Annotated in this window: 21 protein-coding genes and 1 riboswitch; of the genes, 9 read left to right on the top strand and 12 right to left on the bottom strand. The window is 61.0% G+C overall.

Going from position 1 to position 25215, the window contains the following annotated elements:
- Nucleotides 1–32: 32 nt before the first annotated feature.
- Nucleotides 33–713, bottom strand: a complete 681-nt coding sequence (bluB, locus tag AADW22_RS05080) for a 5,6-dimethylbenzimidazole synthase (protein ID WP_407474376.1) — start codon at nucleotides 711–713, stop codon at nucleotides 33–35.
- A gap of 49 nt (nucleotides 714–762) precedes the next feature.
- Nucleotides 763–941, bottom strand: a riboswitch (cobalamin riboswitch).
- Between the two features lie 36 nt (nucleotides 942–977).
- Entirely contained in the window at nucleotides 978–1739 is a 762-nt protein-coding gene (locus AADW22_RS05075; protein WP_005851877.1) for a hypothetical protein, read from the bottom strand.
- Between the two features lie 366 nt (nucleotides 1740–2105).
- Here AADW22_RS05075 and AADW22_RS05070 point away from each other — a divergent pair, with 366 nt between their 5' ends.
- The 8 genes from AADW22_RS05070 (at nucleotide 2106) to AADW22_RS05035 (ending at nucleotide 10280) form a co-directional block, all read left to right on the top strand.
- Nucleotides 2106–3749, top strand: a complete 1644-nt coding sequence (locus AADW22_RS05070) for a BCCT family transporter (RefSeq protein WP_037963554.1) — start codon at nucleotides 2106–2108, stop codon at nucleotides 3747–3749.
- A gap of 358 nt (nucleotides 3750–4107) precedes the next feature.
- Nucleotides 4108–4272 carry a hemin uptake protein HemP gene (hemP, locus tag AADW22_RS05065; protein WP_009826214.1) on the top strand — a complete coding sequence of 55 codons (165 nt, stop codon included), beginning with the start codon at nucleotides 4108–4110 and terminating at the stop codon, nucleotides 4270–4272.
- Nucleotides 4269–4745, top strand: a complete 477-nt coding sequence (locus AADW22_RS05060; protein WP_005851872.1) for a hypothetical protein — start codon at nucleotides 4269–4271, stop codon at nucleotides 4743–4745. The genes hemP and AADW22_RS05060 overlap by 4 nt, the downstream gene beginning before the upstream one ends.
- Before the next feature lie 186 nt (nucleotides 4746–4931).
- Entirely contained in the window at nucleotides 4932–7358 is a 2427-nt protein-coding gene (locus AADW22_RS05055; RefSeq protein WP_407474375.1) for a TonB-dependent receptor, read from the top strand.
- Between the two features lie 64 nt (nucleotides 7359–7422).
- Nucleotides 7423–8106 (top strand): Fe2+-dependent dioxygenase, encoded by a 684-nt coding sequence (locus tag AADW22_RS05050; RefSeq protein ID WP_184582886.1) that lies wholly within the window; start codon nucleotides 7423–7425, stop codon nucleotides 8104–8106.
- A 1-nt stretch (nucleotide 8107) separates the two neighbouring features.
- Nucleotides 8108–8971, top strand: a complete 864-nt coding sequence (gene exbB / locus AADW22_RS05045) for a tonB-system energizer ExbB (protein WP_051577565.1) — start codon at nucleotides 8108–8110, stop codon at nucleotides 8969–8971.
- Between the two features lie 5 nt (nucleotides 8972–8976).
- A complete protein-coding gene (gene exbD, locus AADW22_RS05040) occupies nucleotides 8977–9468 on the top strand; it encodes a TonB system transport protein ExbD (RefSeq protein WP_407474374.1) in 492 nt (163 codons plus the stop codon).
- Nucleotides 9465–10280, top strand: coding sequence for a TonB family protein (locus AADW22_RS05035; protein ID WP_407474373.1), 816 nt, complete (start codon nucleotides 9465–9467; stop codon nucleotides 10278–10280). Before exbD ends, AADW22_RS05035 begins: the two co-directional genes overlap by 4 nt.
- Here AADW22_RS05035 and AADW22_RS05030 read toward each other — a convergent pair.
- The 3 genes from AADW22_RS05030 to AADW22_RS05020 all read right to left on the bottom strand — a co-directional run bounded on the left by AADW22_RS05030 (nucleotide 10261) and on the right by AADW22_RS05020 (nucleotide 12928).
- A complete protein-coding gene (locus AADW22_RS05030) occupies nucleotides 10261–11355 on the bottom strand; it encodes an alpha-hydroxy acid oxidase (protein ID WP_407474372.1) in 1095 nt (364 codons plus the stop codon). The genes AADW22_RS05035 and AADW22_RS05030 overlap by 20 nt on opposite strands.
- A gap of 61 nt (nucleotides 11356–11416) precedes the next feature.
- A complete protein-coding gene (locus AADW22_RS05025; protein ID WP_037963563.1) occupies nucleotides 11417–11932 on the bottom strand; it encodes a DUF421 domain-containing protein in 516 nt (171 codons plus the stop codon).
- Between the two features lie 24 nt (nucleotides 11933–11956).
- A complete protein-coding gene (locus tag AADW22_RS05020; protein ID WP_243251346.1) occupies nucleotides 11957–12928 on the bottom strand; it encodes a mechanosensitive ion channel family protein in 972 nt (323 codons plus the stop codon).
- 282 nt (nucleotides 12929–13210) lie between these two features.
- On the opposite strand from AADW22_RS05020, the gene AADW22_RS05015 reads away from it, so the two are divergent.
- A complete protein-coding gene (locus AADW22_RS05015) occupies nucleotides 13211–15607 on the top strand; it encodes an ATP-binding protein (RefSeq protein WP_243251344.1) in 2397 nt (798 codons plus the stop codon).
- Here AADW22_RS05015 and urtE read toward each other — a convergent pair.
- The 7 genes from urtE to AADW22_RS04980 all read right to left on the bottom strand — a co-directional run bounded on the left by urtE (nucleotide 15604) and on the right by AADW22_RS04980 (nucleotide 25077).
- On the bottom strand, nucleotides 15604–16299 hold the full coding sequence (urtE, locus tag AADW22_RS05010) for an urea ABC transporter ATP-binding subunit UrtE (protein WP_260004951.1): 696 nt from the start codon (nucleotides 16297–16299) through the stop codon (nucleotides 15604–15606). The two genes, AADW22_RS05015 and urtE, sit on opposite strands and share 4 nt — an antisense overlap.
- Nucleotides 16292–17044, bottom strand: coding sequence for an urea ABC transporter ATP-binding protein UrtD (urtD, locus tag AADW22_RS05005; RefSeq protein WP_037943507.1), 753 nt, complete (start codon nucleotides 17042–17044; stop codon nucleotides 16292–16294). The genes urtE and urtD overlap by 8 nt, the downstream gene beginning before the upstream one ends.
- Nucleotides 17041–18207: an urea ABC transporter permease subunit UrtC gene (gene urtC / locus AADW22_RS05000; RefSeq protein WP_037963576.1), complete on the bottom strand. Its 1167-nt coding sequence runs from the start codon at nucleotides 18205–18207 to the stop codon at nucleotides 17041–17043. Before urtC ends, urtD begins: the two co-directional genes overlap by 4 nt.
- A 3-nt stretch (nucleotides 18208–18210) precedes the next feature.
- On the bottom strand, nucleotides 18211–20145 hold the full coding sequence (urtB, locus tag AADW22_RS04995) for an urea ABC transporter permease subunit UrtB (protein WP_407474371.1): 1935 nt from the start codon (nucleotides 20143–20145) through the stop codon (nucleotides 18211–18213).
- 75 nt (nucleotides 20146–20220) lie between these two features.
- On the bottom strand, nucleotides 20221–21513 hold the full coding sequence (gene urtA / locus AADW22_RS04990; protein ID WP_407474370.1) for an urea ABC transporter substrate-binding protein: 1293 nt from the start codon (nucleotides 21511–21513) through the stop codon (nucleotides 20221–20223).
- Nucleotides 21514–21852: 339 nt separating this feature from the next.
- Nucleotides 21853–23847 (bottom strand): TRAP transporter permease, encoded by a 1995-nt coding sequence (locus AADW22_RS04985; protein ID WP_407474369.1) that lies wholly within the window; start codon nucleotides 23845–23847, stop codon nucleotides 21853–21855.
- A 93-nt stretch (nucleotides 23848–23940) separates the two neighbouring features.
- A complete protein-coding gene (locus tag AADW22_RS04980; protein WP_005851845.1) occupies nucleotides 23941–25077 on the bottom strand; it encodes a TAXI family TRAP transporter solute-binding subunit in 1137 nt (378 codons plus the stop codon).
- Between the last annotated feature and the right edge of the window lie 138 nt (nucleotides 25078–25215).

The following is a 25215-nucleotide window of genomic DNA, read 5'->3' as shown; positions in this document are numbered from 1 at the left end:
GGAGGTGGCAACGTGAGCGGGACGGGCGGGGACTACGGGTCGCCCTGCCACGTACCGTCAAAGATCATCTCGTCCACGGGGAGCCGTTTGCTCCAGCCTTTCACCTCGAGTTCGGGCGTCTGGTAAAGCTCGTCCACGTGCCCTAGACAGAGGTAGCCGACGATCTCTATCCGGTCGGGGATATTCAGCAGGTCACGCAGATCGGCATCGCGGAACACGCTGACCCAGCCCATCCCGATGCCCTCGGCGCGGGCGGCAAGCCAGAGGTTCTGGATCGCGCAGACGGTGCTATACAAATCCATGCTTTGATTATGGGTGCGCCCCAGCACGACCCTGCCGCCACGGCTGCGGTCACATGTCACGCAGATATTGACCGGCGCCTTGCGGATACCTTCGAGCTTCAGCGACCTGTAGGTTGTCTGGCGGTCGCCCTCGAACATCTGGGCGGCTTCCTCGTTGGCGCGGTTGAAGGCTTGCCAGACCTGATCGCGTGCGGCCTGATCGCGGATGACGATGAAATTCCACGGCTGTGACAACCCGACGGACGGTGCGTGATGCGCGGCGGTCAGTATGCGGTGCAACATATCCTCGGCCACTGGATCGGGTAAAAACTGATCACGTACATCGCGGCGGGTGAAGATCGCCTTGTAGACGGCGTCGCGTTCAGTATCTGAAAAAGGCGCGGCGGGTGCCAGCGCAGAGGGTATCGGCATTGTTCAGTCCCCAACAATACGTTTATGCGCCAATCCCGCTGTCCATGCGGGGCAAGCTGTACTGTCTGGCCGGTCTTCTGACTTAGGGTCGTTTGGTCCGCGCGCCTTCCCGGAATATTCCAGTGGCCTATGCGCAAACCATCCCCATTACAGCGTTGGGCACGTGCCGGAGTTTCACCAGCTTCCCGATTCTTCCGCGAGGCGGACACCAGACCCGGCCATTGGGCCACGGCTGTCCGCCCGGAACAAGCCCTAACGCGGGGATCAGCCGCGTTTGGTTGCGAAAATCTTCTTCATTACGGCGTCGAACTCGTTCCACGAGATGACGGCCTTGTTGCCCGCATAGCCGTGATAATAGGACCGCCCGTTAGAGGTCGGGAAACCGGCCCAGATACGTGCGAGGTTTTCCATAAAGCGGTGGCGGCTGATCTTGCCTTTCTTGAACGCGTTAAATCCCGCATCGACCAAAAGGATATCCGCCAGCCCATCCTGCACGGCCGAGGTAAAGCGGTCATTCTTGCTTAGCCCCGCCTGTCGCACCAGACTGCGCAGCGTGGATGGAATGAATTGGTATCGACCGATGGCATGCGGTTGGCCCGGCGTGCGGTCGATCCAGCGGTAGATCTCGCCGATGGTCATTTGCGTCGGACGCTGTGGCGGCAGCCGTTTGGCCCCGTATTGCACGGCGTCATAGCCCTTCGGACCCGCCTCGGCCCAAGCGATGAGGCTTTTGAGGTCCGCGGCCGTGCTGACCCCGCTGAGCTCTTGGAAAGACCGGCTGCGGCTGCTCACGGTTTTGGACCGGACCTGCGCTTTGGGCTGGACCTTATGGCGCAGCTTGATCTGACCCTGCCCTGCGGATTGCATGACGTTGAACGAGATGTCGCTTTGCATGGCAGAGCGCGCACCGGACAGGCTGAACCCTTCGGCGCTGACAGTGGTAGCGGCCAGAAGTGCCGCGGTTGCGATAATTGGTAGTGTGCAAGTAACTTTCATATCATCCCCCATGATGAAAAAATTTGTCATGGGACCATGGTGACCGCAGACGCCCGCGCTTTCATTTGCGCAAGCAGGTGGGTCGGGGCCATGGACGGATAGGACGGCATATCTTTTGGGATAGGGCGCTATCCCGCGGTGCGGTTGCCCCCTCCGTTCAGACGGGCTTGGGCGTTGAGGCACGCGGATCCGCCCCGGTGTTTCACCCGAATCCAAAGAGGGGATTCGCGGTAAACCACGGAAAAAACGCATAGCCCGCGACCCGCAAACGGGGCGTCAAGCCCGCATCCGGGGGCTAAGCCATGATATTCATTTACTTAATTCCCGCGCAGCGGTGGTCGTTTTGTCGGAGTTGCGCTATGATTAGTCGCAAATACATAAAATGGAGAGCATCTAATGACAGATGAAACGTCGCCGGGTATCCCGACACCCGACGGGGCCGCTGCCGTAATCGACACGGATTACGAGATCGGCCAAGACAACAAAGAAGGCAGCGTGGGGCCCTTCGGCTTCGACATTCACAACCCGGTCTTCGCGATCTCGGGTGTGTGTATTGTTGCCTTTGTATTCTATACACTCGCGCTGCCCGAACAGTCTGGCGCGCTGTTCACATGGCTGTTTTCGTCGGTGACAAAGGGCTTTGACTGGTTCTTTATCTCTGCCGGCAACATTTTTGTGCTGTTCTGCCTGTTCCTGATCGTCACGCCTTTGGGCCGTGTGCGTCTTGGCGGGGCCGAAGCAAGCCCCGACTATACCTACCTTGGATGGTTCTCGATGCTGTTCGCGGCGGGCATGGGCATCGGTCTGATGTTCTATGGCGTCTCTGAACCGCTATCGCATTTCTCGAGCTCCATGGGTGGCACAGCTGTTGGCGAAGACGGCCTGCGCACCGATTGGGCACCTTTGGGCGCGGCAGCGGGCGATCAGGCCGAAGCGGTGCGTTTGGGTATGGCGGCCACGATCTACCACTGGGGCCTGCACCCTTGGGCGATCTATGCCGTTGTTGGTCTGGCGCTGGCGCTGTTCAGCTATAACAAGGGTCTTCCCCTGACCATCCGCTCTGCCTTTTACCCGATCCTGGGGGAACGCGTCTGGGGCTGGCCCGGTCACGTGATCGACATTCTCGCCGTATTTGCAACGCTCTTTGGTCTGGCGACATCGCTTGGTCTGGGTGCCACGCAAGCCAACGCGGGCTTGAACGAGCTCTTTGGTGTGGCGGTTGGCCCCACAACTCAGGTTCTGCTGATCACCGGCATCACCGCGATTGCGACCGTATCCGTGCTGCGCGGCCTTGATGGCGGTGTCAAAGTCCTGTCAGAGATCAACATGGGTCTGGCGTTTTTGCTGTTGGCCTTCGTGCTGTTGGTCGGACCGACGCTGGCGATCCTGTCGACCTTCGGGTCATCGCTGCTGGCCTATGTGGAATATCTGCCAGGTCTGTCCAATCCGATCGGCCGTGAAGACGTGAACTTTATGCAGGGCTGGACATCGTTCTACTGGGCATGGTGGATCAGCTGGTCCCCTTTCGTCGGCATGTTCATCGCCCGCGTAAGCCGTGGCCGTTCGGTCCGCGAGTTCCTGACCTGCGTCCTGCTGATCCCGAGCCTTGTTTGCGTCCTGTGGATGAGCGTCTTTGGTGGCATGGCAATCGATCAGGTGATCAGCGACGGCTACACAGCCGCGCAAGAAGCCGAGCTGCCACGCCAGCTGTTCGCCATGCTGGATGCGCTGCCACTTGCCGGGATCACATCGCTGATCGGTATCGTCTTGGTCATCGTGTTCTTCGTGACCTCGTCTGACTCCGGCTCGCTGGTGATCGATACGATCACGGCAGGCGGCAAGGTCGACGCACCTGCGCCACAGCGCGTGTTCTGGTGCATCTTCGAAGGTGCCGTAGCGATTGTGCTGCTGCTGTCTGCAGGCGGGCTCAAGTCGCTTCAGTCGATGGTTATCTCTACCGGATTGCCCTTTACTGTGGTGCTGCTGTTCCTGTGCTACGCAATCTTCCGCGGCCTGCGCGCCGAGATGAAGACGCAATAACGCACCCCTAACCGACGTTTGTGCTTTGCCGGTCAAAGCGCCTTATACCCCCCCGCCGCCCCGTGCTGCGGGGGGTATTCTTTTGCACGACACAGACAAACAAAAATGCGCCCTAAGTATTCCGACTAAAACTGTCGGATTGACATACCCTATAATTTCAATCAGGTTTATGGAAACGTCTAGCCACCCCGCATGCGATCACGGGGACGCCCGACACATATGATGTGAGGAGTCCCACGATGAGACCATTCCCCAGAACGCAGACTGCCGTTCACCGTCAGGACCAAGCCGCAGGGCTGCCTGATGATCGGTGCCGCGTGCAACGTTCCTTTTCCATGACCATCGATAGAGCAGCCCTATGACATTCCATGCCCCCCCAAAGACCCAAGCCCCGATGAACGCGCTGCCGACCTACTCTGCCCGCGACCTGACCGAAGGCGGAGATCTGGCGCAAATCGTGCTGGATACCCAGACCTACACCTTGCGAATCACACGCGCTGGCAAATTGATCCTGACCAAATGAATGACGCACATCAGCACCCCGGCGGTGCCCCGGTAGGGTTCATCACAGAGCTGGACAGCCTTCAGGCCGCGTCGGTCATCTATTTGCGGATGTGGTGTGACGGGCCTGACGCACAGGAAAAAGTCAGCAGCGATTTTGCCAGCGTCCTCGGCCACACCAACGGGAGCAAGGCGCTCGCTACGTTTGAACAGCTATGCTCGCTTTGTGCACGGTTCGGGCGGCGGCCTTTGATGCGCCATTCGGTCACGTGCAAATGTCTGGGATCGGACGAATCCTGCTTTGCGAACTTCATCGCGACAGCCACGGACGGACAGCGCGAAGACGCGATGCTGATCGCGACCCTGCTGGTACGCGCCGATATGGCCCCGCTGGTGGCATCGCTTGCTGCGGATTTCGGGCTGGCGCTCAAACGGATGCGCCTGAGCGCACCAAGCGAGGTCGCGCAAATGGAAGCAGCACCGACGCTGCATTAACGGGCGTTTCCCGCGCCCGATCGACGCCTTATGTGCAACGCTACAACCCATTGAAATTTTTGTAAGGTTGCCGAAGTTTAATACTTGATTGTTTTTATCAGCCTTAGTAACCCGCCCGTGAATAGGTAGCCAATCGTCCAGACCAGCCCCCTAAAAACAGCCCGAATGGGCAATGACGAGGGCGATATGACTCAGACGAAAACACCACACAGCTTGCGTGGCCACACGGCCAGCCGCAGCATCGGCATGATGACGGCCGCCGCCATCGGCGCGACGTCTCCTGCAGCACTTTATGCGCAATCCAGCGACGAGCCGCTGCTACTTCCCGGTATCGAGGTCGAAACCTCCGAGCCGCAGGCCGCCAAGCCCAAGCCACAACCCGCCAAGAAACGCGCCGCGGCGGCCCCTGCCCCCCGCGCGACACCGGCACCCGCCCCTGCACCCGTCGTGGCCGAAGCCCCCATTGCTGCCGCCCCCGCCGCGCCCGTCGCTGGCGAGAACGGTCTGTCGCCCTACGCCAACCCCGAAGCCGGATATCAGGCCGTTCAATCGGGCAACTCGCTGCTGACGCAACCGCTGGTCGATACACCGCGCACGGTTACCGCCGTCACCCAGGAAGTGCTGCGCGACAAGAACGCGACATCGGTGCGCGAGCTCGCCCGCACCACCCCCGGCATCACATTGGGCACCGGCGAAGGTGGCAACGCATTCGGCGACGTTCTGTTCATCCGCGGCTTCCGGTCCTCCAACGACGTCTTCATCGACGGCGTGCGTGATTCCGGTGTTGCCGTGCGCGAAACATTTATGGCCGAACAGGTCGAGATCACCAAAGGCCCGTCTGGCTCCATCGGTGGGCGCTCGACCACCGGCGGCGCGGTCAATCTGGTGACCAAAAAGGCGCAGGATACGGACTTCGTCAAAACCACCACGACCTTTGGCACCGCCGATCTGGCGCGTCAGGAAGTCGACTGGAACAAGGTCTGGAACGACCGCTTCAAGACCCGCATCGGTGCCGTCGCCCAAGTCAGTGATGTTGCCGGCCGCGACGGGAGCAAAGACGACCGTCTGGGTCTGTCCATCGCTGCCGAATACGAAGCGACCGACCGTCTGACACTGGATTTCGAAGCCTACCAGCTGCAGATGAAACAGATGCCGGATTGGGGCGTGCCATGGGATGGCACAAACGGCGTGCCCTTCACCGAATCCGCCGCAGGCCGTCCGACGCTGGACCGTGACACATTCTACGGCAACCCAGACCGCGATTTCCACGATGCGACACAAAGCGTTGCCACCTTCGGCGCGACCTTTGAAATCACCCCGGGCATGACCTTCACCAACCGCTCCCGTCTCAGCCGGACCGAGAACGACTATATCGTGTCGGCGCCTGAACGCCCTGACACCTCGGACGCCGATCCGCAGAACTGGACGCTGACGGCCTCCCCCAAAAGCCGGTATCAGGTCAACGAAGTGGCGTCGAACACCAGCGAGCTTTCCTTTGGTTTCAACACCGGGTCGGCGCGCCATGACATGATTGCGGGCTTTGCGCTGTCGCGTGAAGAGATCAGCCAGCGCGGCTATGTCGGCCTATCCTCCGAAGTGGGGGGCGGCACTGCTGAGGACCGTCTCGAAGGGTGCTCTGTCGCGATCTACAACCCCGATGTCAGCGGCTGTTCCACAGCGACACCTGTCCGCAGCGCCGATGCGACGCTGACCGATGTTACCACACGGTCGCTGTATCTGAACGACACGATCACCTTTAATCCGCAGTGGCAGTTGAACCTTGGTGCCCGTCTGGATGACTACAGCGTCAGCCGGACCACCACGGAAGCCGGTGCCGATACGCTGTCGCGCGATGACACCATGTTCAACTGGAATGCCGGTGTTGTGTGGAAACCCCGCGACAACGGGTCGATCTACCTGTCCTATGCCACCTCAACCAATCCTGTCGGGGATGAACTGGACGCAGGCGGCGGCAGCTACAACGGGATCGATTCCTCGAACCTGCTGCTGGAGCCCGAAGAAAACACCGCGATTGAACTGGGCACCAAATGGCAGTTCGGCAATCTGACCGCCACCGCTGCGCTGTTCCAAACCACCAAGGACAATGCCCGTGAAAGCACAGGCGGCCGCGGCGCACCTGTTGTGACCACCGCGACCGGCGAATACCGCGTGCGCGGGATCGAACTGGGCTTTGGCGGTAACATCACCGAAAAGCTGAGCCTGTTCGGCGGTGCGACCCTGATGGACAGCGAAGTGCTGAAAAGCAGCAACCCCGACAACGTTGGCGAAGAGTTCGCGAATATCGCGCACGAACAGTTCAACGTACTGGCCCGTTACGACTATAACGACCAGTGGAGCTTTGGCGGCCAAGCCACATGGCGCGGCAGCGTTCAGGGCGGCACATTCGCGGCGACCAACGGCAACGAGCTGCCCAGCTACTGGCGCTTTGACCTGATGGCGGATTACCACATCACGGATGATGCCTCGGTCAACTTCCGCATCGATAACGTGCTGGACGAAACCTACTATGACGCGCTGTACCGCTCCGGCTCGCCGTTCGTCTATGTGGCACCGGGTCGCTCTGCGTCCATCTCTGTCAGCATGAAGTTCTAAACCACACACCAAGGCTGGCGGCGCAGACCCGCGCCGCCAGCCGATCCCCTCGAAAGGATACACCATGTTGCTTTGCGTCGAAAATATCCTGTCACCGCAGGAAGTTGCCCATATCCGATCTGTGATCGACACGGCCCAATGGGACGACGGCCGCAACACCGCCGGCGCGCAATCGGCGCAAACCAAGCGCAATCAGCAAATTCCCCTCGACAGCCCCGTTCTGCCTGATTTGCAGACGCTGGTGCTCCAGCGGTTGATGGGCAACCCCACGTGGGTTTCCGCTGCCCTCCCGCTGCATGTCCTGCCTCCGATGTTCAACCGCTACGAAGAGGCAGAGACCTTCGGCGTGCATGTCGACAACGCCATCCGCGTGAACCCGCAAACCGGCCAGCGCCTGCGGACCGACCTGTCGTGCACGCTGTTCCTGAATGATCCCGAAGACTATGACGGTGGCGAGCTGGTCATCGAAGACAACTACGGCACCCAGTCGGTCAAACTGCCGGCGGGGCACTGCGTGCTTTATCCGTCAACCTCGCTGCATCAGGTCACGCCTGTCACCCGTGGTGCGCGCGTTGCGTCCTTCTTCTGGGTGCAGTCGATGATCCGCGACGGCGGCCAGCGCGAGATTCTCTTCGATCTGGATCAATCCATCCAAGAGCTGTCGGCCAGCGCGGGTCTGAACGACCCGACCGCTGTGCGCCTGACCGGCATCTACCACAACCTCATCCGACAATGGGCAGAGACCTGATATGAAATTTCCAAGCATCCTTCTGGCGGCCGTCCTTGTCGCGACGCCGCAACTGGCCGCAGCCGACACTGCGTCGGTCAATATCGCGCTGATCACATGGGCTGACGAATGGATCGGCCCTGCCCTGTCCGAGCCGATGCGCGTGGCCGCGCAACAGGGTGGCCATTCGCCGCTGGCGATGTTCATGGGGGCCGATATCGTCGTGAAGGCGGTGATGTTCGGGCTGGCCATCGCCTCGGTTCTGGGTTGGGCCGTATGGGCGGGCAAGATCCTGCAGGTGAGCTGGGCCAACGCACGGCTGCGCCGGTCCTACCGCAAGCTTGCCAAGGCAGGTGCCGTCAAAGGCGCGCAGGCGAAGTCCTTTTCCGGCCCCATGCGCGCCATGATCCGCGCCGCTTTGGCCGAGATCGACATCTCTGACGGGTTGAACAAGGCGGGCATCAAGGAACGCGTCGCCTCCGAACTTTCGCGGATCGAGGCAGGGGCCGCGCGCGCGATGCAGTCCGGTGCGATGATCTTGGGCTCCATCGGGTCGACAGCACCGTTCATCGGGCTTTTCGGCACGGTCTGGGGCATCATGAACAGCTTTATCGGCATCGCTGAAAGCGGCAGCACTAGCTTGACAGTCGTCGCCCCCGGTATCGCCGAAGCGCTGCTGGCTACCGCCATCGGTCTGGTCGCCGCGATCCCCGCCGTGCTGCTTTATAACCACATCACCCGCGTCGTCACCGGCTACCGCGCGCGTGTGGGGGATGCCGCGGCGCTGGTGGAGCGCTGCCTGTCGCGTGATCTGGACCGTGCAGAGCGTACCGCCGACGTGCCCCATACCACCCCTGATATCGCCACCAAACTGGCAGCGGAGTAACCCCGATGGGCGTGCGACTTTCTGACGGCGGCGACGATCTTGCCCCCAATGCGGATATCAACATCACACCGTTTATCGACGTGATGCTGGTCCTGCTGATCATCTTTATGGTGGCGGCCCCGCTGTCTACCGTGGACGTCAACGTAGAGCTGCCGGTCGCCACCGGCAAACCCGCGCCGCGCCCCGATGATCCGGTCTTTGTCACCATCCATCAGGACCTCAGCCTGAGCGTGGGCGAAGAAGAGGTATCCTTGGGGGATCTGAACATGCGGCTTGGCATCCTGACCCGTCTGGATCTGGGCACGCGCATCTATATCAATGCCGATCGTTCGGTTCCCTATGGCGAGGTGATGGCCGTGATGAACCGCATGCGCAGCGAAGGCTATCTGAAGATCGGCCTCGTCGGGATTGAGGACGAGGGCGGGGCCGCCCCTGCGGCAGCAGGTGACGTGGCAACCGCTTCGCCTGCCCCCGCTGCGCAGGACACCTCAGAATGAGCTTTACCTACGCCCCGCGATATGGTGCCGGGTTGATGCTGGGGGCCGGGCTGAGCATCGGCGTGCATGGCGCGCTGGTCGCACTTTGGCTGACAAAGGCCGCGGCCTACGAGCCACCGGAAGAAGCGGGCATTCAGGGCCGCGAGCTGATCGATCTGGCCGAGGTCGAGATGATCATGGCCGCGCCTGAAACCGACCTCCCCGACGGGCCACCCGCCGAGGATAGCCAAGCCACGCTCGAAAGCCCGGCCGAACGCGAGGAAGCCAAAGCGTCAAACGATCCGCTGCTGGCACAGATACCGCACACGCCGGACGACCCCGAACTGCAGTTCAAGATCGCCAACCCCGATCAGGAAGTCGACACCGACAAGGAGGCGACCGAAACGCCGACCGAGTTGCAGGAAGAGACCGAAAACGAGAACGCCGCGCAAAGCACGGCTGCCGCCCCCAAGGCAAGCGCGGGTCAGGACGAACAGGACCAAAGCGCGGCCAAGGAACAGGGGCTGACAGATGCCGAACGGGCAGAGATCACGGATTGGCAAAAATCGCTGGTTCTGGCGTTAAACGCCGCCAAGGATTATCCCCGCCGCGCCCGCGAAGCCCGCGCCGAGGGGACCACAACCGTGGCCTTCACGCTGGATCAATACGGTCAGATCAAAGCGCGCGAGGTGTCCAAATCCTCCGGCTGGCCCGTGCTCGATCAGGCGGCGCTGGATATCTTTGACCGCCTGCAAACACTGCCGCGCCCGCCCTCTGCCATGGGTGCCGGCCCGTTCAATCTGGCAATCCCGATCAGCTATCGCTTTCGCTGATCGGGTCGCCGCCGAAGGCTGTGATCATATCCGGGGTGATGTCCGCAACTGTTGCGCAGCCGCATAGGGCCATCGTCACTTCCAGCTCGTCCCGCAAGCGACGCAACACCTGACTGGCCCCGCGTGCCCCGTCGACGATCAACCCGTGCATCACGGGGCGACCGACCAGCACAGCCTCGGCCCCCAACGCCAGCGCCTTGAACACATCGCTCCCGCGCCGGATGCCGCCATCCAGATAGACCGGCACATCCTGCCCCACCGCCTGCACCACGGCGGGCAACTGCGTGACGGGGGCCGGAACAGTATCCAGCACCCTGCCCCCGTGGTTTGACACGATGATCCCCGCAACACCGGCATCGACAAACCGCCGCGCATCCGCGGCACGCAGACAGCCTTTGATGATCACCGGAACGGGGCTGTCCGCAATCAGCCGCGTCAGGTCTACCCATGTGGGGGCGAAGACCATCATCCCGTCGAACACCACGCTCTGCCCGTCTTGCAACTGCGGTCGCGGTGGTTGTGGCAGCGGGTCCAGCATCACGGGGCGCACGCCATCTGGCAGCACGAAGCCCGCGGCAACCTCGCGGTCGCGCAGCCCGTTGATCGGCGCGTCAAGCGTCACCACCAGCGCCTCTGCCCCGCAGTCCACCGCGCGGTTGACCAAAGTCATCGTGCTATCGTGATCCGCCTGCATATAAAGCTGGAACCAGCGTCGCCCCGGAATGGTGGCGATGTCTTCGGGCGCCGTGCTGGTCTGGCAGCTGACCACCATCACCGCGTCTTGAGCGGCAGCGGCCATTGCAGTCGCAGTTTCCCCTTCCGAGTGGAACAGCCGTTGAAACGCCATCGGCGCGACTATGATCGGATGCGCCGCGGGCTGCCCCGATATCGTCGTGCGCGTATGGCCGCCAGCACAGTCCGCCAACAGGCGCGGCAACACTCCTATCCGGCCAAAGCTGACGCGGTTCTGGCGCAGCGACAGCTCGCCTTCTGCGCCGCCTTCAAGGTAGGCAAACACATCAGCGGCAAGGGTCGCGTGGGCGGAGGCTTCGAAATCTGATAAGGTCACAGGCATAGCCCACAGATCGCGCAAAACGCCCGCCGCCACAAGCGACTTAATTACTCAGGTATATCGGTTAGACGCGTTGGACGTATTCCAGCATCGCGTCATCAACCTCGTCCCCGCATAGAACAGAGACTTCGCCCGTCGTCTCGAAGACGGCGGCACGCACATCGCTCAGCCGCATGACGTTGGATTCGCGCAGCTTCTCCATCAGGTCACTGCGCGACACACGATTGACCCGCATCGCTTCTTCACAGATCTTGCCATTCTCCATCAGATAGACCGGCGCGTTCTGGATGGTATGCAAAGCGGTTTCTGACCGACGGCGCAGATAGGATAGGCCGAACTGGAAAAGAAACAGGCAGGCCGTCGCAACCAAGGTCTGGAAGAACGCCTTCCAATCCGACGCTTGCGCCGCCCCCGCCAGCAAAGAGCCGAAGGCGATGGTGGTCACAAAGTCGAAGTTCGTCATTTTGGAGAAGGAATTGAGCCCGACGATCCGCACCATGAGGATGATCCAGATCAGCGCCACACCGCTGAGCACGAAGCCGCGGGCCAGAACATCCAGTACCGTATTGTCGAAAAACATATCATTCCTTCTTTTCTGAATTGATCAGGCGTCGGATCGACGCGCTTTCTCTTCTTTCTCGTCGCGTTGCTGAGCGCGCGATTTCGGCACGTCGCCCTCGCCTGCGGGCCACCCCTCGCGCTGCGCGCGGCGGTCGCCGTCGGTCGCTTCGGTCTGGTCGTGGAACAGATGCACCTGCGTTGGATAGGGCATATCGATCCCTTTTTCATCCAGCGCTTTATAGACCGCCTGCAGCACCGCCCCGAAGGTATGGATCTGCGACGCACGGTCCGACTTCGTCCACCAGCGCAAGCGGACGATGTTGGCGGAATCGCCCAGTTCGACCGGTATCGTTTCGGGGGCTGGGTCGGTCTCTACACCCTCAACGCTGGCGCAGGCATCCTGCATGACCTTGCGCGCGGTATCCCAGTCGTCGCTGCAGCCGATGCCGATGTCATATTCCGACCGGCGCGTGTCAAAGGCGGTATTGACCACCACGCTGTCTGTATAAATGTCCGAATTCGGGATCACCACGCGGCGACCGTCATAGGTTTTGATCATCGTGGCGCGGGTCTCGATCTTTTCGACCGTGCCTTCATGCCCGCCCGACACGATCTGGTCGCCGACTTCAAAGGGCTGACGCAGCAGGATCAGGATACCTGCCAGCATGTTCTGCAAAATATCCTTGAACGCGAAGCCGATCGCGACAGAGCTGACGCCCAAGCCGGCAATTAGATCCCCCGGTGTGACCGTCGGGGCGACGATGGTCACCGCCAGCATGAAGCCGATGATGGTCACGGCCCACCGCATCAGTGCCCCGCCCACGTCGCCCAAATTCTCGCGTCCGCGGCGTCCGGCGGATTTGCGGATCAGCGCGCCGATGCCCATTCCCAGAAACCAGAACACCACGGCCACAACCAGCGCGACGCCGATATTCGGGAGCAATCTGAAAAAGCCGTCCAACCAGCCGTCAAGTTTATCGAAAATCAGGCCGGGGTTGGCGTCGACTTCTTCCATGGGTTCTTCCTTACTCGTTACTGAATCAGCGGGAGCGCAAAAGGCCCGCTCTCCCGTGGCTATTTGATCACATCCCCAAGACAAACGACCCGAAACAGCGGCGGGTTCCCGAAACACCCTTGGTATATGCGCTGCAAACACGTCCAAGGCCGCAAGCGCTTTGTGTGAAATGAGCAACAGCGCCATAATTCCGCCAGTTTCAGAAACCATTAACGATGGCAGAGAAATTCAAGTGATGCAGAGCGTACGACCCTCTGTGCAGGACTGAGTGACAGGGCAACGATGACAATTCCGCGCAAGCTAGCCTACTTTCAACTGTTTACCCTTTGCGTCTGCATCGGGCTTTCCTTTTTGTTCTTCTTTGTGGCGGGCAATACTGTGCAGGTCCAAGCGCAGGACAGGTTTCACGCGTTGGTCAGCCAAGGGTTGTCGTCAATGGGGCAACGCGCCGACGAATACGGCAGGACGCTCGACGGTGTCGCGGGCTTTGTCGCTGCCTCTGACGAGGTGACGGCGCAGGATATGGAGACCTACGCCACGTCGGTCCATATTGCAGACGGTTCTTACGTGCTGGACGCCATCGGCTTTGCCGTCCCTGTGTATGACGAAACCGACGGCACGCTGAAGGATTTCGTGATCCAGCGCGCCACACCGACGGAAAACTTCGCCGGCATGGTCGGGACAGAGTTTTCAAGCAACTCAGATCTTCTGGCCACGGCCCTCGCCACCTATGCAAGTGGCAAGACGCTTTCGACACCCCCTGCGCTCCACGGTGAAAACTGCCATGCCCTGCTGATCAAACCGATTTTCCGCCCCGGCGCCGCTTCTGACGGCACCCGCGATCCTGATGCGGCGTTTCTGGGCGTCGCCTTTGCGATGGTCGATGTGGACGAAATCTTTAGCGATCTCTTCGCCGCGCAAAATGACCTCATCACGCTGGATGTGTCCTTCTATGATGAGAATGGCTCCCCGTTCCAGCACGATCCAACCGTCGCCAGCGATGCCCCCGCCCCGGCCTTTGAGTTTTCGCGTGACCATACGGGCTATGGCCAACGCATGACCCTGCACTGGGCCAGCACCCCGGCGTTCGAGGCCGCGCAACCGAACAACGCCAAATGGATCGTGCTGGCGCTGTCGCTTACCATCACGGCGCTGATCCTGATTATCCAGTCGGTGATCCTGAAACGTAATCTGACAATCAACCAGACGGTGGCCGACAAAACCCGCGAGCTTGAGACGCAGCACCAAGAGAAACGCTCGATCCTCGAAAATGCGATGCTGCCGATTATCTCGGTCCGGCAATCGGGTGAGATTCTGCATTTGAACGATGCCGCACGACAGCATCTGATCGCGGCCGGTCACCGCAAGGATGCGACGGGCGACTTCGTGCAAGACCTGCTGCCCGAGGTCGACATCCACCGTGCCGACGGCGGTGTGAAAATCGTGGTGCCGCCCCACAAAGGTACGACAGAACCCCGCACGCTTGAGGTCGAGAAGAACACCTGGCTTACCGCCGACGCAGAGACGCGTATCACCTTGATGCTGCGCGATATCACCGACAGCGAACGCCGCACGCTCAAGATCGCGGAAACCGAACAAAGGTGGAGCCTCGCGCTCAGCAGTGCGCATATCGGGGTCTTTGACATTGATCTGGAAAATGGCACATCTGTGGTGTCGGACACATGGCGCGACATCATGCACCACCCCGCTGATCCCGCCTGTCAGAACCCCTATTACGATAAGATGCAGCATGTGCATCCCGACGATGCGGCGGTGGTCAAGAAGATAGAGCTCGCCTGTCTGAACGGGATGACCGACCGCGCCGAGGCCCGCTTTCGCATCCGCGTCGGTCAGGACAACTGGCGCTGGATCAAATCGGATGCGGTCGTGGTAGAGCGGGCGAAGAACGGGCGCGCCCTGCGGATGCTGGGTATTCAGATCGACATCACCGAAAGCAACAAGCTTGAACAGATGAAGCACGACTTTGTCGCCACCGTCAGCCACGAACTGCGCACGCCGCTGACCTCTATCAAGGGGGCGTTGGGGCTGCTTGAGGCCCAGACACAGGACGATCCGGATGCCGGCGCGGTGCGTCTGGTGCAGATCGCCACGGCCAACTGCGACCGGCTTGTCGCGCTGGTAAATGACATTCTGGACATGGAAAAGATCAACGCAGGCAGCATGACCGTTGTGCCGAAACCGGAGAAGCTGGGCGATATCGTCACCCTCGCCGCCGAGCAGGTAGAGCCTTATGCCAGCGAGTGGAAGGTCGAGATCGACGTAGACACGCCCGATCCCGATCACCACGTGCTGACCGACAAGAACCGGATCATGCAGGTGCTGACCAACCTCTTGTCCAATGCCTGCAAGTTCGCCTACCCCGAAACCGCCGTGACCGTGACCACAGCGCCGGTGGGCGACATGACCAAAATCTCTGTCACCAATCTGGGCAACGGCATTTCGGAGGAGTTCCGCGAACGCATCTTCCAGCCGTTCTCGCAGGCCGAGGCATCGAACACGCGACAGCGCGGTGGCACCGGGCTTGGGCTCAATATCTCACGCCATCTGGTAGAGGCCATGGGCGGGGAAATCGGGTTCGACAGTGTGCCGGGGGAGGAAACCGTGTTCTGGTTCACCTGCCCCTCGACCGAAGACCCCGACGTGGCGATGGTGGCCTAAAGCGCCAGATCGGCGATCAGCATGTCCTTGGTGTAATCGGCCTTCAGCTTACGCGGCCCGTTGCGCCCGCCTTCGACCACGATAAAGCTGTCGCCCAGCGCATAGGCGAAATCGGCATTCTGTTCGACCAATACAATTGCCATCTCGCCTTGGGTGCGCAGCAACCGCAGCGCATCCCCGATCTGCTGGATCACATTGGGCTGGATGCCTTCAGTCGGTTCGTCCAGCAACAAGACCCGCGGTCGCGTGATCAGCGCCCGTGCAATAGCAAGTTGCTGCTGCTGCCCGCCCGACAGATCCCCCCCGCGCCGCGCCTTCATATCCCGCAAGACAGGGAACAGATCGTAAATGTGATCGGGAATATGGTGGTCGGCCTTGGGCAGGCAGGCAAACCCCGTCTCCAAGTTCTCCTCCACCGTCATCATCGGGAACACCTCGCGCCCCTGCGGCACATAGGCAATGCCCGCATTCGCCGCCTGAAAGGCCGTGGTCAAACGCACGAGAGTCCCGTCAACCGTGATCGTGCCCGCCGACGCCGGATGCCGCCCGGCAATCGCCTTGAGGGTGGAGGTCTTGCCGACCCCGTTGTTGCCGATCAAGGTCGTGATTTGCCCCTTGGGGGCCTGAAAGGACACCTCGTAAAGAATGCGGCTTTGACCATAGTGCAGGTCCAGATTTTCGACTTCAAGCATGGCCGCGCCCCAGATAAACTTCGATCACTTTCGGGTTGGATGTCACGTGGTCAAGACTGCCTTCGGCCAGCACCGATCCTTCGTGCAGCACCGTGACCTTGCAGTCGAGCCTGCGCACGAATTCCATGTCATGTTCGACCACTACCACGGCGCGGGTCTTGGCGGCACGTTTCAGAATATCGGTGGTCTTTTCGCGTTCCTCAACCGTCATGCCGGCGGCGGGTTCGTCGACCAGCAGCAGACGCGGCTCCTGCGCCAGTAGCATACCGATCTCAAGCCATTGCTTCTGGCCGTGGCTCAACTCGCCGGCGATGCGGGTCAGGCTGTCGGTCAGGCCGATCTCTGCCGCGATGCCTTCGATCCGCGCAGCGTTGGACGGGGTCTTGCGGTGCAGCAGGACGGCCAGCGGCCCCCTCGGGTTCTTCAGCGCCATCGCAAGGTTTTGCCGCACGGTCTGCGCCTCGAACACGGTGGGTTTCTGAAACTTGCGCCCCACCCCTTCGTTCGCGATATCCGCCTCTGACATACCAAGCAGCGATATGTTCCGCTCCCCCCAGACGACATGGCCGCTGTCGGGGCGCGTCTTGCCGGTGATGATGTCCATAAAGGTGGTCTTTCCCGCCCCGTTCGGCCCGATCACAGCGCGCAGCTCGGGCTCTGCGATCTGGATCGACAGGTTGTTGATCGCCTTGAACCCGTCAAAGGATTTCGACACGCCGGAGACTTCTAACAGGGTATCGTTCATGACGGTTTCCTCACCAGATAATCAAACAGGCCGCCGATCCCCTTGGGGAAGAACAAGGTGACGCAAACAAAGGATACGCCAAGCAGTACCAGCCACCAGTCGGTCCATAGGATCGTATAGAACCCGAGGTTAATGGCAGGGGCACCGCCCCCTGTGAACCAGCTCGACAGCAAGGATACGAATGCCGCCCCGATCACCGCGCCGTAAAGCCGCCCGCGCCCGCCAATCGCGACCCAGACCGCCAGATAGATCGATGCAATCGGCGCGATCTCTGCCGGGTTGATGATACCCGCCTGCGGGTAATAAAGCGCCCCGGCGATACCGGCGATCACGGCGGTCAGGGTAAAGATGAACAGCTTGTAGCGTTCCACACGGTAGCCAAGGAAGCGGACGCGGGCCTCGTTATCGCGGATGCCTTGCACCACGCTGCCCATCTTGCCCGATACCACCCATGCAAACAGGATATACCCAAGCGCCAGCGCCAGCGCCGACCCCATAAAGAACACCAGGCTGATGGTCGCCTGCGAGGTGTCTTCGTACCCCGGAATATTCTGCAAACCGGAAAGCCCGTTGTTGCCGCGCAGGCCACTGTCGTTCTGGAACAGCCACAGCGACAGCGCCAGCGTCATCGCCTGCGTCAGGATCGACAGGTAAACGCCCGTGACACGGCTGCGGAACGCCAGCCAGCCAAAGACCAGCGCCAGCAGCCCCGGCACAATCACCACCATCAGCAATTGCAGGAACAGACTGTCGGAAAAGGCCCAGAGCCACGGAAAGTCAGAGCTGCCAACGACGCCGAAGATCTGGTTGCCGATGGCGTCCTGCACCTCTTGCGGTGTGGGCGGGATCACCTGACCTTCAAGGCTGGACAATACGATGCCTTCCGTCCGTGCATACATCAGCCACATGCCGATGGCATAACCGCCGATGCCGAAGAAAGCGAAATGACCGAGGCTCAGGATACCGCAGTAGCCCCAGACCACATCCATCGCGATGGCGATCAGACACAGGCACAGCGTTTTGCCCAATGTCTTGACCATAGAGGTAGAGATAAGGCCGGTGCCTGTCGCCTCTGACCCGATGGCGACCGCGAGGGTAAACAGCCCCAACAGCGCAATGAACCACAGGACGGAAGGGTTTTCAGAAATGAATGTTTTACGCATGGATCAATCCGCCGCTGCCCGACCCTTTTGGGCAACGATGCCCTTGGGACGGAATTGAATGAACAGGATGATGAACAGCACCATATAGGTCTGTGCCGCGAGGGTATTGGACGGGTTGAACCATTCGATCCCCTTTTGCAGGAACCCGATGAGCGAGGCCCCGGCTAGCGTGCCCCAGACGTTGCCCACGCCGCCCACGACCACGGTCATGAAGGATTGCACGATGTAATCGGCCCCCATCTCGGACGTGACCTTGGCATAAAGCCCGATGGCTACCCCCGCGATCCCCGCGATGCCCGAGCCAAGGCCAAAGGTCATCATGTTGATACGGTCGGGGTTGATGCCCATACTGGCCGCCATACCGGGGTTCTGCGTCACCGCGCGCACCTCTAGCCCCAGTCGGGTGCGTTTCAGCACAAACAGGATCAGCCCCAGGAACAGCAGCGCCAACACGAAGATCGCGATGCGGATATAGCTGATCTGGATCACATCCGAGATCACCCACGCCCCGTCCAGCCAAGCCGGAGAGGTCAGCGGGCGTGCCTGCGTGCCAAAGATGTTCTTGGCCAGTTGCTGCAACGCGATAGAGATGCCGAAAGTCGCCAGCAGCGTCTCCAGCGGACGGTGGTAGAGGTGCCGGATCACCAACCGCTCCATCACCACACCGGCGGCGAATGTGACCGCAAAGGCCAGCGGCAGGGCGATGATGATCGACAGCGTGTAATCGGGCACGAACAGCTGCACGACATAGCCGGTATAGGCCCCCATCATGATAAACTCGCCATGGGCCATGTTGATGACCCCCATGACGCCAAAGGTGATGGCAAGGCCGATAGCGGCAAGGAAATAGATCGACGCGAGCGACAACGCGTCCAGCGTCAGGTCAACGGTTTGCGCAGCGGCGACGCGGGTCTCGATGCTGTCGAGCGCGGCCCGCGCGGCGTCTGTGACGGCGCTGTCGGGCTCATCATACACCTCGTAGAACGTCATGCCCGCGATGGCATCTTGCTGGTCCCGCGCAGTCACCAGCGGCGGCACGGTGCCCGCAGCGGCGAGTGCGGCATAGGCCGTCGCACGCGCCGCATCGGTATTCAGCCGCGCTGTTGGGATGCCACCCACACGCCCGTTGACAACGTTCGCCGCCAAAGCGTCGCGGATCGCGGCAGGGGGCACAGGCGCGGGGGCCAGATCAGCCGCCACAAGCTGCGCATAGGCCGCATCGGGTGAAATATCCTCCCCCGGTGACAGCACCCGCGCGACGTTGCCGCTGGGTGTTTCAGACGGCGTCGCTGTTTTGGTCGATAGAATCTGGTTCATCACCGCCCGCGCCTCGATCGAGGTATCGCTGGCCATTGACGTGATCGCGGCGATACGATCGGCGGCTGTGTCGCCAAAACTGGCAGAGAGGAAGTTGGTCAGCTGGATCTTGCGGGCCTTCAGCGCCGCGTCTGTCTCTGCCTCGATCGAGGCGCGCAGGGGGGCCAGTTGGTCCGCCTCCGGGCGGCGGGCGATTGAATCGACGGCACTTTGACGGCGTGCAAGATCAGGGTCGGTCAGTTGGAACTGCACAAGCGCGGTGCCGATCAGGCGGCGCACACCACCATTGGGTTTCAGCTGCGAAAACCCGCTTGCCGGTGCCGTGCTTTCCGCATCGCTGTCGATATCGCGCAAGATCAGCGTGTCGCCTGTCTCGGTGCCGAAAAAGAACACACCATCCGCGTCGCGTTGCCAGACCCCTTTGTCCTGCCAGCGTTCAAGAAACGCGCTGACCTGCGGCGCACCGGAGGCAACCAGATCATCCAGCGCGACAGAGACAGAGCTGCGCGAGGGTTTGGCAATTTCATCGGCATGAGCTTGAAGCACGGGCTGCAAATCTTGCGCCTGTGCCGTTCCCACGATGCCCACCCAACAGAGGAGCATTAACAGGTGGCGGAACATAGGGAACCCTTGTGGTAAGTCTGGGAAATAAGGTGATGGGGCGGCCAGTCAGCCTGCCCGCCCCGGCGTTCAGGATCAGTAGTTAGAGGTCAGCTGAACGCAGGTTTCCGTTTCGGTGTTGTACATGCCGCATTCCAGATCTTTCCAATCGGAGGTCAGCACAACGCTTTCGGGCAGGAAGTCTGTCCAGGCATCGCCGGGCACCGGATCGGTCTGGCTGATGATGTCGAACTGACCGTCTGCCGTGATCTCGCCGATCAGCACGGGTTTGGACAGGTGGTGGTTCACCAGCATCTCGGCGGTGCCGCCGGTCAGGTTCGGGAAGGTCTGCCCGTACATCGCGCTGCGCACGGCATCGACATCGGTGGTGCCCGCCTGTTCAACCGCATTCACCCACATGTTGAAGCCGATGTAATGCGCCTCCATCGGGTCATTGGTCACGCGTTTGTCGTCGCCGATGGATGTTTTCCACTGTTCGATGAATTCAGCGTTTGCAGGGGTGTCTGCGGACATAAAGTAGTTCCACGCCGCCAGATGTCCGACAAGGTTCGATGTATCGAGCCCCGACAGCTCTTCCTCGCCCACCGAGAAGGCAACGACGGGGATATCATCCGCCGACACATCCGCCGCGGCGAGCTCTTTGTAGAAACCGATGTTCGCGTCACCGTTGATGGTCGACACAACGCCCACCTGCTTGCCGTCCTGGCCCAGTGCCACGACATCGCCCACGATCGTGGCCCAATCGGAATGGCCAAACGGGGTGTAGTTCACAAAGATGTCTTCTTCGGCAATGCCCTTGGACATCAGATAGGATTTCAGAATGTTATTGGTGGTACGCGGATAGACATAGTCGGTCCCGAGCAGGGCGAATTTCTCGACCCCCAGCTCTTCGAGGAAGTAATCAACCGCAGGGATCGCCTGCTGGTTGGGCGCGGCACCCGTGTAGAACACGTTCTTGGATGATTCCTCGCCCTCGTATTGCACGGGGTAAAACAGCAGGCCGTTCAGCTCTTCAATCACGGGCAGCACGGATTTGCGCGACACAGAGGTCCAGTTGCCAAAGATCACGTCGACCTCGTTCACGGTCAGCAACTCGCGCGCCTTCTCTGCGAACAAGGGCCAGTCGGAGGCAGGGTCAACCACGACCGCCTCGATCTCGCAGCCCAATACGCCACCCTTTTCGTTCTGCGCGTCGATCAACATCAGCATGGTGTCTTTCAACGTCGTCTCGGAAATCGCCATGGTCCCCGACAGCGAGTGCAGCACGCCGACCTTGACCGGATCGGCACAGTCCTGCGCCATCACCAGCGAGGTGGAGCCCATCAATGCAGCGGTCGCGCAGGCGGCGAGTTTGGTGAATGTTGTCATCTTCTATCCCCTGTTGGCGCTGCTACCCCGCGCGTCAGAACGCACTTTTCCGGGGCCCCCAAGCACGTTAGACAGGAGGCGCAGCATATTGTTGTGATCGTCGCATGGCTTGTTACATCTGCCAGGATCGCTTGCCGTGCGACGGTGTTGCCTGTGTCGGCACAAGGCCAAGATGCCTAGGGCAGTGGCGGAGTCGCTAGAAAAAATGGCATGTCACAGGACACGCCCCTAGCCGCGCCTCATTTTTTGGCACCAAAGATCGGAATCGCTTAAAATGTAACCGGCAGGCACACGGCTGCGGGGAAAGGCGCGCGACAAGCGCGCGCCAGCACCTTCGCCTTAGGGGGTGACGCGCGCGGCGGAGGTCGCCTGCCACGCCCGCAACATCGGCAGCGCACAAAGGGCGACCCCGATGAGAAAGGACAGGCTGTAGCCCAAACCGGCCAGATCGTTCTGCGGCATGGCGATCAGCACGCCGCCAAAGAACAGCGCCACCCGCATCGGTAGCGCCCCACGGCCTTCAATCGGGCCGACAAGGCTGATGTAACCCTGCAGCGCCGCCGAGATCAGGGTCACCCCGATCATCGCACAGCTCAGCGCGACGACGACCTCCCACGCGGGGGCCTGACCAATCAACGCAGGATTCAGCACAAAGAAGAAGGGCGCGATATAGATCACACCGCCAAGGCGCATCGCCTCGAACCCCGTAGCAATCGGGTTGGACCCTGCCATGGTAGAGGCCGCAAAAGCGCCAAGCGCTACCGGAGGTGTGATATAGCTGACCATGCCCCAGTAGAGAATGAACAGATGCACTGCCAGTTGGTTCAGCCCGCCGGCCTCAAGCGCGGGGGCCAGCACCACCGCAAGGAAGATATAGCAGGCGGTCACCGTCATCCCCATGCCGAAGATAAAGGCGGTGATCGCCCCCATCAGCAACAGGATCAACGTGCTGTCGCCGGCCAGAAACACCAGCTCGTTCACCAATGTGCCCGCCAGCCCTGTAGCAGAGAACGACCCGACGATCAGCCCGACGCCCAGCAGGATCGCGGTCAGTTCTGACAGCCCCATGCCGACACCGACGATCATATTGCCAAGGCGGCTCAGGTTCAGACGATGGCTGGCGCGGAACTGGTTCACAACCAACAGCAGTGCCGTTGCATAGAAGGGCGCAGAGGATTCCTGCCGCAGCCCGATCATCATATAGAGCAGCAGCGCGAAAACGAAGATATAGGGCCAGCCTTCGATCATCACCTGACGCAGACGCGGAAGGTCAGGCTTGGGCAAACCACGCAGCCCGCGTTTCGCGGAATAGGCGTCGATCTGGGCAAACAGCCCCCAGTAGAACAATACGCTAGGGATGGCCGCGGCCAGTGCGATTTCGACATAGGGGCGTGACAGGAAGGACGCCATGACAAAGGCCGTCGCCCCCATGATCGGCGGCATCAATACCCCGCCAGTCGAGGCGCAGGCCTCGGTCGCGGCGGCGGTCTTGGCCGAGAATCCGGTCTTGCGCATCGCGGGGATCGACACCGCCCCCGTGGTCAAGACATTCGAAATGACAGAGCCAGACATCGACCCCATAAAGCCGCTGGCAAAGATAGACACTTTCGCCGCGCCCCCGCGGTAGCCGCCCACGAGCCCAAGCGCCAGATCATTGAAAAACTGCCCGCCGCCTGTCCGTTGCAGCACCGCGCCGAACAGGATGAAGCCGATGACAACACCGCCGAACGCCTTCATCGGAATGCCGAAAGAGCTTTCGGCGGAATAGATATGGTAGGGCACCGTTTGCAGAAACGTGCTTTGAAAGCCCGAAAACGGGTCCGGCACGTGGCCCGCGAAGGTTGGATAGAACGCAAAAAGCGTGACGATTAGAAACAGCACCAGCCCCCCTGCCCGCCGCGTTGCCTCTAGGATCAGAAAGAAGAATATGACCGAGACATATTGCGCCGTTTCAGGGGCTGCATATTCCCACCCCTGCGACAGGTTCTGCTGCGCGGTCTGCGCCAGATAGCCCGTGGTCCCGACCGAAGCGGCAAACAGCACCCAGTCCAGCAGTGTCGGCTCCCCCCCCTTGCCGCCGCGGGCCTGAAAGATAAGGAACGTCAACGCCAGGAACATCCCCCCGAGGATATACAGATAGCGCCCGTCGATCAGCACAATCCCGAAAAGCTGAAGGTTGAAAAGCTGGTTCACCACCAGCACCAGCGACAGCAGCGTGGTGATCACCACGACCCAACGTGCCACCCCCGAGATCCGCTCCGCCGGGGTGGCACCGTCAATCGCCACCTCCTCGAACTTCGGCTGCGGGGCGCGCGATGTATCGGGATCGGTCATAAAAACGCTTTCATATTAGGGGTACGGGCCGGTAAGAGGCACAGCAGGAACGGGCCGGCACCATGACCAGCCCGCCCCGAACTTTCGAAAGGTTCAGAAAACGACAGAGAACCCGCCGTCTGCCAAGGCCTTGCGGCGCGCCTCGGACCAGGCGGCTTCCCAGTCTGAAGGGTTAGACGCTTTCGTCGCTTCCCATGCCGCGGCCAGCGCTTCTTGGCGTTTCACGAGGTTGTCGTTATGCGCCTGCGCGGTGTCGGACCAAGCGCCCACTTCTTCGAAATAGCGGATCGCCCCTTCGTGGTAGGGCACCACCCATTCCATGTTCTGCTTGTCCAGCGCCCAGCCACCGATGCCGGGGGAATTGCCGTCATATTTCGGGAACAGCTCTACCATCGCCTTGGTCATATTATAGACCAGCGCTTCGTCCGTGGCCGCAATCGAGGTCAGCACCGGATAGGCATAGCCCGCGCCCTGATAGCCGTCGGTCCCGTCGATGGTGGCCCCGACCTTGGCTTTGTTCAGCGTGAAGAAGGGGGCAATTTCCTGCATGCGGGCGAAACCCTCGGTGTCGTCGGGATCAATCGGCGGCCAGAACAGCCCGCGCGGCCCCGCTTCGGCCTCATATGCCTTGCCCGAGTTGGTCGACGCAAAAGCCGCATCGACCTGCCCTTCGATCAGGCCGGTCCAGCTGGCCCCGAACCCGCCGAAATCAACCCGCTCCACATCGTCCCAGGTCAAGCCGCCATAGGCCAGATAGGCTTCGGTGTTCACGTTCAACGCAGGGGCACCCACGATATAGGACACGCGCTTCCCCTTGAGGTCGGCATAGGTCTCGATCCCCAGATCGCCCGCGACACCGACCGCAAGGTTGATCGCGCCGCCGTTGTTCGCCAGCAGCACGCGGATCGGCTGCGGGCCCCAGTTTTCGGCCCCGAAATCAAACACACCTTCCTGCGCCATAAAACTACCGCCCACACCCGTGGCCGAGAATTCAACCCGTCCCTGGCGCAGCGGCTCTGTGCGCGACACGTCGTTCTTGCCCGGCAGCACGCGCAGGTTCACCCCCGCGGCATCTTGCAACGCAGCACCGATTGCCACGGCCTGATTATAGCCCGCCGACCCGGTGTCATAGGCCGTCCAGCTCAATTGGCGCGGCAGGTCCAGATCCTGCGCGACTCCCATGGAAGCCGTGAACCCAAATGCCACGACCGTCGTCTTCAATACGTTCATATCTTTCCTCCCAGAAATTCCTGCGGCGCAAAACATTCGCGTTTGCGGCAAGGTTAGCGGCCCGTTTTCTTGTGAAACGTGGTTCCGCCCTGTGGAAAAGGATAAGAGCGCGCCTTTCCGTGAGTCAACAAAAGACCG

The organism is Sulfitobacter sp. PM12, from assembly GCF_045586035.1.
GTDB classification, from domain to species: Bacteria; Pseudomonadota; Alphaproteobacteria; order Rhodobacterales; family Rhodobacteraceae; genus Sulfitobacter; species Sulfitobacter pontiacus.
The sequence above is the reverse complement of the archived record's forward strand: the minus strand, read 5'-3'. Positions and strand labels throughout refer to the sequence as shown.

What these genes read in the sequence shown, in the direction of transcription:
- AADW22_RS04985 (WP_407474369.1), bottom strand. Translation starts at nt 23,847, where the DNA reads ATGACCGATCCCGATACATCGCGCGCCCCGCAGCCGAAGTTCGAGGAG.
- AADW22_RS05075 (WP_005851877.1), bottom strand. Translation starts at nt 1,739, where the DNA reads ATGACAAATTTTTTCATCATGGGGGATGATATGAAAGTTACTTGCACA.
- bluB (WP_407474376.1), bottom strand. Translation starts at nt 713, where the DNA reads ATGCCGATACCCTCTGCGCTGGCACCCGCCGCGCCTTTTTCAGATACT.
- AADW22_RS05055 (WP_407474375.1), top strand. Translation starts at nt 4,932, where the DNA reads ATGACTCAGACGAAAACACCACACAGCTTGCGTGGCCACACGGCCAGC.
- AADW22_RS05060 (WP_005851872.1), top strand. Translation starts at nt 4,269, where the DNA reads ATGAATGACGCACATCAGCACCCCGGCGGTGCCCCGGTAGGGTTCATC.
- AADW22_RS05025 (WP_037963563.1), bottom strand. Translation starts at nt 11,932, where the DNA reads ATGTTTTTCGACAATACGGTACTGGATGTTCTGGCCCGCGGCTTCGTG.
- exbB (WP_051577565.1), top strand. Translation starts at nt 8,108, where the DNA reads ATGAAATTTCCAAGCATCCTTCTGGCGGCCGTCCTTGTCGCGACGCCG.
- AADW22_RS05070 (WP_037963554.1), top strand. Translation starts at nt 2,106, where the DNA reads ATGACAGATGAAACGTCGCCGGGTATCCCGACACCCGACGGGGCCGCT.
- AADW22_RS05020 (WP_243251346.1), bottom strand. Translation starts at nt 12,928, where the DNA reads ATGGAAGAAGTCGACGCCAACCCCGGCCTGATTTTCGATAAACTTGAC.
- AADW22_RS05035 (WP_407474373.1), top strand. Translation starts at nt 9,465, where the DNA reads ATGAGCTTTACCTACGCCCCGCGATATGGTGCCGGGTTGATGCTGGGG.
- urtC (WP_037963576.1), bottom strand. Translation starts at nt 18,207, where the DNA reads ATGCGTAAAACATTCATTTCTGAAAACCCTTCCGTCCTGTGGTTCATT.
- urtE (WP_260004951.1), bottom strand. Translation starts at nt 16,299, where the DNA reads ATGCTTGAAGTCGAAAATCTGGACCTGCACTATGGTCAAAGCCGCATT.
- hemP (WP_009826214.1), top strand. Translation starts at nt 4,108, where the DNA reads ATGACATTCCATGCCCCCCCAAAGACCCAAGCCCCGATGAACGCGCTG.
- urtD (WP_037943507.1), bottom strand. Translation starts at nt 17,044, where the DNA reads ATGAACGATACCCTGTTAGAAGTCTCCGGCGTGTCGAAATCCTTTGAC.
- AADW22_RS05050 (WP_184582886.1), top strand. Translation starts at nt 7,423, where the DNA reads ATGTTGCTTTGCGTCGAAAATATCCTGTCACCGCAGGAAGTTGCCCAT.
- AADW22_RS05030 (WP_407474372.1), bottom strand. Translation starts at nt 11,355, where the DNA reads ATGCCTGTGACCTTATCAGATTTCGAAGCCTCCGCCCACGCGACCCTT.
- exbD (WP_407474374.1), top strand. Translation starts at nt 8,977, where the DNA reads ATGGGCGTGCGACTTTCTGACGGCGGCGACGATCTTGCCCCCAATGCG.
- urtA (WP_407474370.1), bottom strand. Translation starts at nt 21,513, where the DNA reads ATGACAACATTCACCAAACTCGCCGCCTGCGCGACCGCTGCATTGATG.
- urtB (WP_407474371.1), bottom strand. Translation starts at nt 20,145, where the DNA reads ATGTTCCGCCACCTGTTAATGCTCCTCTGTTGGGTGGGCATCGTGGGA.
- AADW22_RS05015 (WP_243251344.1), top strand. Translation starts at nt 13,211, where the DNA reads ATGACAATTCCGCGCAAGCTAGCCTACTTTCAACTGTTTACCCTTTGC.
- AADW22_RS04980 (WP_005851845.1), bottom strand. Translation starts at nt 25,077, where the DNA reads ATGAACGTATTGAAGACGACGGTCGTGGCATTTGGGTTCACGGCTTCC.